Below are 12318 nucleotides of genomic sequence, written 5' to 3'. Positions count from 1 at the left end.
CTTATGAACACTTATGACCCGTATGATGCCGAGCAGCAAGAGACGCTCCTGTGGAACCACCCGTTAGTGACAAAGAACTATGTCGCACTAACTCCTAGCATGCCGCAGGTGCTCGGGATAGTCATGGACTGTGTAATGCTTCATAAGACGTGCCTTGTCTTTAAGGCTTTTCCCCGGATGGGGAAAACTACGGCATGTAACTTCGTGATCAGCGCACTGAATAGTCATCCTGAATTTAAGGACAGATTTCTGACGCGCGTCTCCGCGGACACAAACGGTGATCTGCAACGTCGGGAAAATATCGTTAAAAGTTTGACCAGGTCATTGGGTCTCCGAATGCCCAAGAGAATAGATATTGGGGCGTTGCGAGTAGATGTGCTGAATGACATAGAAAGCACCCTGCGAAACAGGGGGGGGAGGCACTGGGTTCTATTCTTAGATGAGCTTCAAACGCTTGCGATAGAGGATTTTGAGCAGCTACAGTATATCCAAAATCAACTAGCCGTGGCTAATATCGACACCACGCTCATTGGCTTTAGCCAAACGCAAATTAGCTATGCCATTGAATTACTTAAAGAGCAAAAGCGTGCGGAGTTGACTACCCGATTTCTTAGCGAAGTATGGGATCTGCCGTATTGCACAGACCATGCCTGGATGGCTGGAACTATGAAAGGGTATGATGAAGATTTTACTTATCCCGCCGGAAGCAGTTGCACCTACACTCAGTTTTTTCTTCCGCAAGCATATGCCGCTGGCTTTCGGCTTGCCAGCACGGCCTCAGACATTTATCAGGTAATGTCTGAGGCTGTGAAAAAATATAATCTTCCACTGCTTCCCACCGCATTCGTATTTGAGGTGTTCAGGCTTATTTTGATTCGCTCAATGAAACGAGACGCCCCCGAGTTTACTGTGACTCAAAAAATTATAGAATCTGCCACGTTAGAGTCAGGGCTGGGCAGCTATGCAGATATTCTCAAACAGAGCGGCGTGTTGTGAAACCTTCGAATCCAGTTCATCTAATCTTTCTTAGGCCTCCGTTCAAATACACTTCCTCCTGGCTGATATTTCTCCATGTGATGAAATGGAACCACACTCGCGCTTTTCATGAGATTCGCGAACTTTTGGAGGTTGGTGGCTCCGAGCCCGAGGAGTTCGATCGCTGGTGGGACGGTGCTCAAGTTCCTCATTCAAGAGTGGAGGACGCATGTGGGCTCATGCGCAACGAGCTTAAATATTCGTTTTTAGATGGCTGGTTTCCCTTGCCCGGATATTGGGAGTGTGAAACTCTAGAAATGAGACCTCGACCCAGAATCCGACACTGCCCTCAATGCATCAATATGGGATATCATTCGGTAATATTCTACTTCGAACACATCACGCATTGTCCTTGGCATCATGAAGTCCTTGAAGACTGTAAGCAATGCTCGGACGTGTTATTGAAGAAATGGCTCGGAAAGGAAGGGATCGCAGCTGCTTCAGAGAGATGCAAGCATTTGGGCATTGTCCTTGATGTTTTATCGCCAGAAGAGGCGCCTAAAGATTTTCAAGTCGAGGTAATCACTTGGTGTGACGGGCTCAAAGATTGGATCAAGCGTGGATCGCGTTTGGTAGGACAGGACATCTATGAAGTAGTGGCGGCAGAGTCGTCCAAACTGCAAGACAAAGAAGTCGTCTACAAATTCCTAGCGGATCGTGCATCGCCTGGATATTTTACATCTAAGGTTGAAACGCCCGCTTCAATGCTAAAAATTCCTCTTTCAAAGCTCGCTTGGGAAATAAGATTTAATCACATCCTTAGTTCTCCTAGCGAAGAATGTATCAGGTGTTATGATGCTATACGGGAAACGCAGCCACACGCTGATATCGAAGACTCTGTATCAACCATTAAGTCTATTCGTAGATATATATATCGTCGCTATATTCGCCTGCATAGAAAATGTTTGGCGCGTCTTGTTCGTACGGCCTCGGGGAACTGGTATGCTTTCAATCTTGGTACCATATGCCCGTGCGTGATGGCTTACTTGATTGTCTTTTCTCGGCGCTGGGGTGTCTCGCCCTGGGATATGCTGCATATAAAAATAAGCCATTTGCATTCGTATGTCATGAGCTCTGATCTGCGCGGGGACACCCTACAGTGCGAGAGTGAGCTAGGGATGTATAGGTTGATTGGCAACTTTTACAAAATGTGGAGCATTCTTCGTCACTTTCGGGAAATAGATTGTCGCACGCTTGTGCTGAATTACAGGCATGACGGCAGTCTGCTTAGCTTTGTAGCTCCGATGATTTACGAAACCGCACGCCGGTACCGAGACTGTATCTACTGGGATGCGATCTTGTTCATGGAGGATCCAGAGTTTGAGCTCGCAGGCAGCATCTCAGACTGCGCTATTCGTCGCAGGTATCCGCTGCAGGTGAGGCTTGATCGCTATTACTACTCGGCGCTGAAAAACAACCAGAACATCCTCTGTGCCATGCACAACTTTGGATCAAGCAGTAACCGCCGTCTCGATCTTTAGCGGGAGTTACTCCTTCTGATCGGAAAATCTCAGCTCGACACGGGCTCGTTCCAAAGCCGCTTCGGGGAGCTCACCGTTGCGTAAGGAAATGCTGATGGCTAGAAGGGCCACAGGGTCAAGCGTCAGGGGCGTGGATAGCTCGAAATTTATCAGCGGGTGATGTTGAGCCCGAGCGGACTACCCGGATCGTTGCGGCAATCCAACGCACGCATGTATTCGTTGATATACCCGTATTTTTAGCATTGCCCTACATCCCAGAGACAATTCGCTTTTTTTGTCCGCTACTGGTTTCAACACAGCGGGTCTTGCCAGTGATGACTTGAGCCCAGGTGAGTAGCTGGAATCAATCAAACCCAGAATCTCTGGACAGAAGACTTTGAAATACCTAGGGCTTCGGCGACTTCCTTTCTTGATTTACCTTCCTCTTTGAGACGCTTAACAGCGAGTCTCTTGCTGTCAGCGATTTCGCGAGCCTTAGCTTTTGATACGAGGCTCGAGCTTAGCTGCTCCCTGCGTATTTCCTCATCTAGGCCGATCGAGCGGAGATGACGAAGCTCCTCCTTCAGCTTGCCTATCACATCCAGAGAGTCCTGTTCACTCTCGATAGACTCGCACAACACCAAAAGCGCCACGGGCGTGATCTCAAGACTCTTTGAAAGCTCCAGTAGCTTGCCTAACGATATATTTTTCGGCGTGCCTGCCTCTAGGGCAAAGGCGTAGCTCCTACTAGAGGGGAGTCGTTCCTGAGTGAGCTCTCTTGTTTTTCGTAGCGCGCGAAGCACCACCGCGAGACTCTGAGCCAGCATGACGACTTGTCCTCAAAACGGAGGATAAGGCCAGCAAATTATTGACCCAGCTACTCTGTACATCGAGTTATAGGGTCTGGTATCGTGCTCGCCTTCCTGCTTAACTCATACTTTCAAAAAGGATGCAACAAAAAACATTAGGCATAAATTGACACCTGGCGAGTGGACGCAAAAATCCGGCAAGGACTCATTCCTTCTTGTCCGAAGCCAAATTCCCAGGCTCGTTGAATGCAGAAAAAACGCCGCAGAGCGTGTTATGGCGGGTGGTGTCACTCACGCTTTAAGAGCTCTCCAAACCAAACTATTGATGTAGCGGATATAACCATCATGTTTATTTCAGATAAGCCTTGTATGGTCGGCCTACCCGGCTTTCTAGGGCCTGGCCGCACGGCTTGGCGAATGATCGAGCGAGATTCGGAAGATTTTTGGTATCACGTTCGCTTTCGCATTTGTGAAGGAACAGGGGTTCGGTTCAAAAAATTGATGCCAACAGACCCCTCTATGTTGGCCCACCTAATTTCTCAGCGGAGCCGCGAGCACACGATTGAGGCGGTTCAGGTTGTGACTCCCGCTTGCATTAATGGGGGCTCTTTAGACCGGATGGAAAAGTTGATCAGTGTGATCGTCGGCTATGACGGAAAGGGTGAGTACGTACTGCTCCATAAAGTCGATAGCGGAGCAATCTACAGCAGCTCGTCCGACGTGATCGACGCAGGCTTGCTCAGCAATATTCGAACGATCTACGACGCCATGACTGCCGCCGGGAAGCATTTCCATTGTGCCAACTATCAGACCCCGAATCGCTCTGCCACTTCAACGGCAGCAGGTTAATCCATGAAGATCCAAATCTTTTCAGATCTGCACCTCGGTTTCGCTCAGTTCGAGCCCGCTTCAAGCGATGCGGACGTAGTGATTCTCGCCGGCGACATTGATATCAAATCACGCGGCGTGGGTTGGGCAAACGATGTGTTCCAGTGTCCGGTGATCTACGTGTGTGGCAATCACGAGTACTACGGTGGCCACATCGATCACACGCTGCGCAAGATGAAGGAAGCTGCAATGCCGCACGTCCATGTACTCGAAAACGAAGTGCTGATCCTAGATCAAACCCGGTTTTTGGTTACAACGGCTTGGACGGATTACTCGTCAACTGGGGATGTCGGTGCGGCGAAACGCATCGCTTGGGAGTGGATGAACGATTTTACCGTGATCAGAACCGATGCAAATTTCCGACGCCTACGTCCGGATGACCTGATAGCTAAATCAAAGGCCGCGCGTGCTTGGCTTACTCAAGAATTGGAAAAGCCCTTCGATGGAAAAACGGTTGTAGTCACGCACCATGCGCCAGCCTTGGATCACGTAGGTGATGACCATCCTGAAAATCTGGTTGCAGCCTATGCCAATGACTGGCCGGAGTTGTTGAGTAAGACCGATCTTTGGGTCTACGGACATACCCACGTCGCAGCGGACTTCATCAAACATGGATGCCGCGTGGTTTCCAATCCTCGCGGGTATCCAAATCAAAAAACAGGTTTTGATCCCGATTTGCTGATTAAAATTTGAGAGCATCGGTATTGCCTATGGTCACGCTGGATGAAATCGCTCAGCTCTTCTACGGTACGGACGGGGAGACCTCGGGCTGGAATGGCTCCCAAGATGACTTGGTTTCCCTTGCGGCGCAGCAGTTCCCAGGCAAAGCATTCTGTGTCGTTCGAAAATGGATTTTGATCGACTTCTCAGTGACGCCAGATGAGAAGGCAAAGCTTACGGAGCTCGGCCTGCTTCCCATGACGCTATTCGCTCATGAGATAGTCCTGGACAGCAAGGGCCGTTTCCAGCCGAACATGTGGGTGCGCAGCAACTTCGGAAAATCATTCAACGAAGGCTGCATGTTTGAAACCAAAAATACGGTTTACCTGCTCCTTGCTGCAGGCCAAAGAAAAGAAGCAAGCTTGGGGGCCGCGTTTTCGATGTCCGCTGGGTGAGCGGTGACACAGCAAAAACATATTGAATCGTTTTGGAGCTATGGACGGATGCCTGAAGAAATTGCAGTGGAGATCCACGGTAAAGATGTGAGTGACTTTCAACTGAGTCGCTTGGTGCGAGCGAGCGACCGAAAGTACAGCGTGCCGATTACCGCTTTCATTAGTGACGCTTTCATCGCCGAGGATACGTGTGCAGGTATTTCTTTTGACCACGCAGAGAAACACGAGGGCTACCGCAAAGCAGATGGCGCCATTCTGCGAACAGGAAAAATTCACACCGTACGGAAAGAAGGGCGTTTCTGGCTGCTCGAAGCACTAGATGGCAATTACGTCATTGGCAGCTTTTTGCGAGGCGTTGGGCGTGGAAGTTTTCAGAAGTTTCTGAGTACTGGTGAGCGCATCTGAGTTGCCCCTTAGCAATGCAATCGAACAGTAGATTCGGAGCTTTTTTATGCCGGCAGTATCCTGAACGTTAGTCCGGAGCTTGAGCTTGAGCGGCGCGGCTGGTTGAGCAATCTCTAGGTCTACATGGCCGATCGCTTTCGCACTGCTGGCATGGTTGTCGCCTAGGCCCTTGGCCACTTAAGCATTATCGTATTGAGCTGCGTGAGAGGTTTCCCCATTGCTCGTAACATCAGCCCACCGCTCTTGGCGAAGATTCCTGGCGAAGATACTGGAAGGCGACAATAGAAGCATATTGACATCATCTAGCTAAGCTTCCCACAATCGGGCCCTTATAGCCTGACAGGGATTCGCCGGCAAATGTTCAAACGACTCCTCGACTCGGTTGCTCAAGCAGCTGATCACGTAAAAGAAAGCGTATCCGACGCCTTCGATACCACCAAAGAAGCTGTATCGAATGCAACCGACAGGGTTGTAGATGTCGTCTCCGATGCTTATGACTCCACTCTCACAACGGTGGCTGTGACTTCTGAGAAAACCGCGACGTTGGCATCTGATGCATACGACGCCACCATAGAAGCGGTATCGGATGCAGCTGACAAAGTTGTTGATGTTGTCTCTGAGGCTTACGACTCTACAGTGACAACTGTGGGGGAGACCTCCGAAAAAGTTGTGATGGTCGCATCAGATGCGTACGACATTACCCGCGATACTGTTTCAAGCGCGGCAGACGTCGTGGCTGATGCTATCGCTGACACCTATGGGTCGGCGCGTGACGCATTGAGCAGCAGCTTCGATGCATCTAAGGATTATGTAAGTAACTTTGGTCAATCCATGACTGAGTTCTGGGCGTCCCGCAAGAATCGCGAAGATGCAAAGGTCAAGGAAGCTGAGTCCCGTGGTGAGGCCAAGGCGAAGGCCTTGTATTTGGAGCGCGAAAACAGATTTGAGTCGGCACTTGAAAAGGCCACCTCTCGAATCACGGATAACGAAAGCTACTTCCGGATGCTCATTGCCATGCAAGCTGTGGCACAAGCGTGTGCAGCCTGTGATGGCCAGGTTAGCCGGGATGAGCAGGAACAGATCGACGAGCTATTGCTAGGCATGGGGGCCAAATGGCTTCCTCCTCAAGTTCGTGGTGCACTGGACGCTCAGATTGACCAGCCTCCCTCGCTGAAAGAAGCGTTCGTAATTGCTCAGGCGATCGGCGCCGATGCTCAAGACCTGTTTCAGGAAATCGTTCGTTTTGTGATTCACCTGGATGATGTAGTTACCGATGCGGAGACGCAATTTTTGTCCCATTGGGTTCAACTTCGCGCCAGCGCTTAAGGAGAGTGACGTGACGGATCGAATTGATCGTTTTAAGGCCCGACGCCAATTGCAGGCGCAGCTACGTGACCAGGCTGTACTTGTTGCCCTTCCAACACCTGCTGAAGCTTTAGCAATGCTGCAACAACCAATCGACACCCAGCGAGTCGACTTGGCATTCAGTGCGCTTTCAGTAGATCTGGATACGAAGGTTAGTGATGCGCAGGTTGATGCAGCACTGCAGGATTTTACCAAGGCGCTCAACACAGAGCGCTTTGACCAGTTGATGCGGGACAGTCGCCGCGAGGTGCTCCAGGCGGTAGTGGTTCCGTTTGGCCTAGGTAAGGTTCTGTCTGCTTATGACAAGGTGGGTGGCAACGTAGATACCATCCACAATGCCCGCAAAGAGGTTTATGCAACTGACGAGGCGCGAAACAACTACGCGAAGGTTCCACCGATGGACAAGGCGCTTCGGAAAACATTTGATCGTGACTCGCGCTACATCGACAAGAACAGTGCGGACACTACCGATCAGGCAGCGGGGGTTCTGAAAGACACCTACACAGGTGAGACCTTTGGGCCAAAACAACTCGACAAACGCAACCTTGATCATACGATTTCGGCGGCTGAGATTCACCGGGATCGAGGTCGAGATCTCGCAGGCCTTGAAGCCATACCTCTAGCGAACAGCGCCTCTAATTTGAACCCTACGAAGGAGCGCTTCAACCAATCAAAAGGCGACCAGAAGGTAGAAGTTCTGGTTAAGCGCCTGCAGAAAGAAAGCCCTGCTCGGCGAGAGCGGATAGCCGAGCTGCAATCCAAATCTGCTTCAGAACTGACTATCAAAGAGCGTAACGAGCTCAAACTCAGTCTGGAGAAGCAAACCATTGCTGATAATCCAAAGCTGATTCTGGCCAAGGACAAAGCCGCTCGTGCCGAGTACGAAGCGAAGCTGCACGACGCCTATTACAAGAGTGAAAAATTCAAAAAAAACGTGATTGATACCAGCGTGAAAGAGGGTGGAAAAATGGCCTTCCAGCAAGCGTTCGGTCTCATGCTAGTTGAGTTTTTCGCAACCACCTTTGACGAGCTTCAGGATTTCTATCGCAATGGTGCTGCCCATGATCGCTGGTGGCCAGAACTGCGTTCCCGAATGGAGCGTGTGGCGTCGCGAGTGGGTAGCAAATGGACGGAAGCTTTAGCGGCCGGAGGGGCTGGATTCGTCGCCGGCGTCCTATCGAATCTGATCACCGTTTTTCTGAATACCCTCATGACAACCAGTAAGCGGGTCATTCGCATGTTCCGTGAAGGTTTCATGTCACTGCTGCGTGCACTCAAAACACTTGCGATGCCGCCGAAAGGAATGACCTTTAGAGAAGGCGCTCATGAAGCGTTAAAGGTTATCTGCGCCGGTGCAGTGGTCATTGGTGGCGTTGCACTGGAGGAATTCATTGAGAAGTTCATATTGACCATCCCAGGGCTAGGGCTTATCGGCTCTGTCGTTTCTGCGGTCATCATTGGCGCGTTGACTGGCATCACGAGCGTCTTTGTCGTGTACATGATCGACCGGCTGGATCCTCTAGGCGTAAATCGCAGTCACGAATTGAAAGCTCTACATAGGCATTTGGATGTTGAATTGGAAGCGGTTATGGGCCGCAATGACAGCTTGCTACTCACCCTCGAGTCGTCGCTGGAATGCTAGGATCTAATCCAAATCCCCGTCCCCAGCAGCTAAGCCTCAAACTTCACAGCAATATCCAGCTCTGTTCCGTAATTCACATCTGCCATCGAGCGCTTTACAGGAGTAGAGCATGGTTCAGTATCCAGAGCTTTATCCTTTCTCCGATGTAAGCATTGTGAATCCGTGGCAAGCGGTCGACAACCTTGAGCATAAACGCAAGTTCCCGGATGGCATGGGCGCTGAGACCGTTGGTTTCAGCGAGTCCCTTGAGCAAATTGCTGCAAAGTTGTGTGAGCGGGCACGCTGCGGCCTCGACTCCGGATTTAAAACCAAACAAGCGTATATCCCCACTGGGATCGGGAAAGCTGACAATGCACGGAAAAATCATCTCCAAAGCTGAGAACTACGGTTTCATTCACTGCGCCAAAGGCGTGGCGCATTTCTTCTCCAACAAAATGCTAGGGGAGGGGGTCAGCTTTGAGACCCTTGAGATTGGCACCCCTGTACACTTTGAGCCTGTTGCTGGGCCGAAAGGCATGCGAGCAAAGCAGGTCAGTCAGCGCCACGTGCAGTACGGCTGGACAGCGGGGGAGTTCATCGTCCTCAAAGGCGATAACGCAATCCCGATTCAAGAGGTTGAAGTCCTTATTCCTCCGAGCGGCGCGAGCGAACGGTACCTGAGTTTTTATTCTGATTTTACCGTGCCAACCAAGGGGGATCGTGATCAAGCATTAAACCACTTGATCGAGCGGGTGAAAGCGTGCGGCGCGAATGCCATTGACATGGTGAAGTTCGAAAATCGCATGTTTCGGGACGGGGACGCTAAGGGTGTGTGCGAGGTTATCACCGGTCGTATCGCCTCCTACCGTACCAGTGTCGAAGTACAGTCAGACGACGAGTACAATCAGCTGGTCGACGAGTTCTACCTGCTTTGCGATGAGATCCATCCCCAAATATTTGAACTGCAAGCGCAGCTTAAGGCTGAGAATCTGGATTTTCAGATCCGTATTCCATTTTTCATCGGCAATTCGTTTCTCACCCTCAGGCAGGGCGAATCGTTGTATCAGGACAAGACGCTACTGTGCGGGGTGCAGCTGACCTCTCCATGGTACCGCGACTACAACGCCGGCAAGCACGAGCTGGTGCAGCAAGCGCAGGCTGCTGGCGCTAATTGCATCACCGAATTGACGCGGATCGAACAGACGTTTTCCAAAGGCAACTACAAGTACACCATGTGTTCCTGGGTTGGTTATGCCGGTGTATGGGGTGGTCGTACGCAGGCATATGCCCCGGAAGAGTCGGAGCAAATGGATGAAGCCAACAAGGCCCATTGCGACGCGGTTCAGGCCCGGCTGGTTGAGCTTCAGTCGACACTCAACATGAGGCGTGAAGACCAGTCCTTTGGCAGTTTCGTTGGCGTTAGCCTCATTGTTTTTGTCGTCATAGTGATCGTTCTTTTTTTTCTGGCGATGGTTTCATGATCGCTATCGTGTTGACGCCTCCGCGGAATTGACGCCACGTGCAGAAGCAAGTGTGACCCACCTCCAAATCTGCACAACCCCTGCGAAGGCAGAGGTTCGCGAGGAACAGGCTGGGTCAGTGACATCTAGGCAACTTGATCAATTCAGCGTCGCCGCCGAACCTTCGTTTCAGTAACCGTATTCGCTCAGCAACTTCTGCAAAAACTCGCGCCTCCTTTGAACGATGCACAGAATCAGATAGTCCCGGTCAGTGTCTCTCGTCGAAAGATGCCCAGCGTCCATCAGGCCATGGATGTAGCCTTCAGCTTTGCCCCTGGCTTCGAGCAACGCTTCAATGGAAGTGCTTTTGTAGATGTCGCCAGCGATTAGCTGCCACCGCTGCTTCTGACGGCGTCCAGCAGGGTCATCCGAAAATTTTGGTGCGTTGATCAGTGCATTGAAATCGTTAGGTACGTTGGGTGTGCTCAAGACAGGGTCTCACGACAGTGATAACTGAGCGGAGGCTATCATGCGCTTACTAAATCGACTGTCACTAGTCGGTGTGCTCCTAACCCCCCCCATTCCTGATTGGGTCATTCCACCACGCGCGGCTAGCCGCTTACGCGAAGTTTCGACTTTCAGCAATGCCAGCGCACGGCGAAAAGCGGTCAAGGTTCAGTTCTCATGACCTCTTAACCAGCCTGCAGATTTTGCTCCGCATTCGATTTTCCTGCATGGCTGCTGTCGCAATCTCGTTATCCCTACCCGCGCTAACCGAGGCATCAGAAGCTCCGTATGTTGTCGCTGAACACGCCGTGTACATCAACGTATTCGTTGTAGGCATTTATTGCCTCGCTTATCTCTGCCAGACATTGCTCGCACTGATTCTTCCTCAATGCCCAGGCCAGAGCCTGCCCCAATGAAATTTTCTCTTGAGTATGCATCGTATTGCCCCCTTGTTCAGTCGCGATCAGCAGGCCAACGCTTAAGCTAAAACCCCATGTCGCAGACGGCTAATCAGATCCATGACGGCCTGAGTTTCTACCCGCGTTTCTAACATCTCTAAAGGACATTTACCTAGCCCACGGACAGGTGATCTCATCCACCCAGTCGCAGCCCTGACGTCGCCTTCGAACAGGACAATGGCTTCTTGAATGACATCTACCAGCGCAATCAGGCGGTCGCTTTCAGCGGTGTTAAAGCGACCTGCTTTCGCCCTGTGTGCCAAGGTTGAAGGTGATATACAAATGGCCGTAGCGATGACCTGCGGTTCCACTTGAAGAATGCTTGATATCCGGTCGAGTAACTCAAAAGGCAGTCCAGTGCGGACGAGCTCGTGGAGCGCGGTACTCCGTGCCGGCAATTTCATGACTGCCCAAATATCTACAATGGTTGGCGAGCCGGTTTGATTAGTTCGTATGACATTCATCCGAAGCTGTACTCGCTCGCGTCGCCAGCCTTCCACTGGGCTCTGGCCCGCAAAAGGCCAACAATAAATTCGTATGGCAGCTCAGGGTTCTGCTCAGAAATACGGCCTATGGTCGCCCAGTGTTCGATCTGCTTCGAGGTTGAGCGATGTGCGGCAGAAGCATAATTGCGAGCACTTTCAACCAAGGCGCTGTCGAGCCTGATGGTGGTTCTCATGAGTTATCCTGTGTTATCGATCGGTGAGCTTCGATGTGCTTCATTTCAAATTCCCACAGATGTAAAAATTTGCGCCAATCCCGTGCATAAGAGCCTTGTCTCAGCCGGGTAGAACCGGAGCTGGCCTCTACAAATCGAGACTTCCAAGGCTCTGGAATGTCTTGGTCAAGCACGACTACGTAATGAAATCCTTCCCGCCCCAATATCTCGGTCTCCGGGACATGTTCTCGCAACTCGTCAATCGACATCGCCCAAGCCTCGCCAATGGGCTCCTCACGATCACGGCGCTCAATGTCTTTAAGAATCGCCAGGTGCGGTTTAGCTTGATCAGATCCAGGATGCAGCCTCACCAACTCCCACAACGCATAACGCCGGTTGCGTTCGCGGGCTTCTAATTCAGTCATCAGTTTTTCCCTGAACCGTCTTGTTTTAAGCATGCTGAGCATCACGACAGATTAGATTTATCCTACCCCACTTACCGACTCGGTGAGTTCTACAATGATTATTTAGGACTGA

General features: G+C 51.1%; 16 protein-coding genes. 10 read left to right on the top strand and 6 right to left on the bottom strand.

The genetic code is table 11. The features are described 5' to 3' along the window. The first annotated feature begins 3 nt into the window (after positions 1-3). Positions 4-996 (top strand): AAA family ATPase, encoded by a 993-nt coding sequence (locus ACWKV5_RS17100; RefSeq protein WP_483842232.1) that lies wholly within the window; start codon positions 4-6, stop codon positions 994-996. A 440-nt stretch (positions 997-1436) separates the two neighbouring features. Then, complete coding sequence (locus ACWKV5_RS17095; RefSeq protein ID WP_483842231.1) at positions 1437-2516, top strand: hypothetical protein; 1080 nt, start codon at positions 1437-1439, stop codon at positions 2514-2516. A 347-nt stretch (positions 2517-2863) separates the two neighbouring features. Here ACWKV5_RS17095 and ACWKV5_RS17090 read toward each other — a convergent pair whose 3' ends face one another. Beyond that, a complete protein-coding gene (locus ACWKV5_RS17090) occupies positions 2864-3322 on the bottom strand; it encodes a helix-turn-helix domain-containing protein (RefSeq protein ID WP_483842230.1) in 459 nt (152 codons plus the stop codon). Positions 3323-3649: 327 nt separating this feature from the next. Between ACWKV5_RS17090 and ACWKV5_RS17085 the strand changes: the two genes are divergently transcribed. The 8 genes from ACWKV5_RS17085 to ACWKV5_RS17050 all read left to right on the top strand — a co-directional run bounded on the left by ACWKV5_RS17085 (position 3650) and on the right by ACWKV5_RS17050 (position 10179). After that, positions 3650-4153: a hypothetical protein gene (locus ACWKV5_RS17085; RefSeq protein WP_483842229.1), complete on the top strand. Its 504-nt coding sequence runs from the start codon at positions 3650-3652 to the stop codon at positions 4151-4153. A 3-nt stretch (positions 4154-4156) separates the two neighbouring features. Beyond that, a complete protein-coding gene (locus ACWKV5_RS17080) occupies positions 4157-4885 on the top strand; it encodes a metallophosphoesterase family protein (protein ID WP_483842228.1) in 729 nt (242 codons plus the stop codon). A gap of 17 nt (positions 4886-4902) precedes the next feature. Beyond that, a complete protein-coding gene (locus tag ACWKV5_RS17075; protein WP_483842227.1) occupies positions 4903-5307 on the top strand; it encodes a DUF6957 family protein in 405 nt (134 codons plus the stop codon). 48 nt (positions 5308-5355) lie between these two features. Further along, positions 5356-5712: a hypothetical protein gene (locus tag ACWKV5_RS17070; protein ID WP_483842226.1), complete on the top strand. Its 357-nt coding sequence runs from the start codon at positions 5356-5358 to the stop codon at positions 5710-5712. A gap of 357 nt (positions 5713-6069) precedes the next feature. Beyond that, positions 6070-7038 (top strand): hypothetical protein, encoded by a 969-nt coding sequence (locus ACWKV5_RS17065; protein ID WP_483842225.1) that lies wholly within the window; start codon positions 6070-6072, stop codon positions 7036-7038. A 10-nt stretch (positions 7039-7048) separates the two neighbouring features. Beyond that, positions 7049-8719 (top strand): hypothetical protein, encoded by a 1671-nt coding sequence (locus ACWKV5_RS17060; protein WP_483842224.1) that lies wholly within the window; start codon positions 7049-7051, stop codon positions 8717-8719. 109 nt (positions 8720-8828) lie between these two features. Further along, complete coding sequence (locus tag ACWKV5_RS17055) at positions 8829-9098, top strand: hypothetical protein (RefSeq protein ID WP_483842223.1); 270 nt, start codon at positions 8829-8831, stop codon at positions 9096-9098. Continuing rightward, on the top strand, positions 9070-10179 hold the full coding sequence (locus ACWKV5_RS17050) for a hypothetical protein (protein ID WP_483842222.1): 1110 nt from the start codon (positions 9070-9072) through the stop codon (positions 10177-10179). The genes ACWKV5_RS17055 and ACWKV5_RS17050 overlap by 29 nt, the downstream gene beginning before the upstream one ends. Positions 10180-10347: 168 nt before the next feature. Here ACWKV5_RS17050 and ACWKV5_RS17045 read toward each other — a convergent pair whose 3' ends face one another. From ACWKV5_RS17045 to ACWKV5_RS17025, 5 genes are all read right to left on the bottom strand, one after another. Further along, positions 10348-10647 (bottom strand): hypothetical protein, encoded by a 300-nt coding sequence (locus tag ACWKV5_RS17045; RefSeq protein WP_483842221.1) that lies wholly within the window; start codon positions 10645-10647, stop codon positions 10348-10350. A gap of 293 nt (positions 10648-10940) precedes the next feature. After that, positions 10941-11102, bottom strand: a complete 162-nt coding sequence (locus ACWKV5_RS17040) for a type II toxin-antitoxin system CcdA family antitoxin (RefSeq protein ID WP_483842220.1) — start codon at positions 11100-11102, stop codon at positions 10941-10943. 41 nt (positions 11103-11143) lie between these two features. Beyond that, positions 11144-11527, bottom strand: coding sequence for a type II RES/Xre toxin-antitoxin system antitoxin (gene parS, locus ACWKV5_RS17035; protein ID WP_483842437.1), 384 nt, complete (start codon positions 11525-11527; stop codon positions 11144-11146). A gap of 56 nt (positions 11528-11583) precedes the next feature. Then, on the bottom strand, positions 11584-11802 hold the full coding sequence (locus ACWKV5_RS17030) for a TA system antitoxin ParD family protein (protein ID WP_483842219.1): 219 nt from the start codon (positions 11800-11802) through the stop codon (positions 11584-11586). Continuing rightward, positions 11799-12206, bottom strand: coding sequence for a hypothetical protein (locus tag ACWKV5_RS17025; RefSeq protein WP_483842218.1), 408 nt, complete (start codon positions 12204-12206; stop codon positions 11799-11801). Before ACWKV5_RS17025 ends, ACWKV5_RS17030 begins: the two co-directional genes overlap by 4 nt. Between the last annotated feature and the right edge of the window lie 112 nt (positions 12207-12318).

It is taken from the genome of Pseudomonas oplopanacis (genome assembly GCF_057128725.1).
This window is presented reverse-complemented; position numbering and strand designations above follow the sequence as displayed.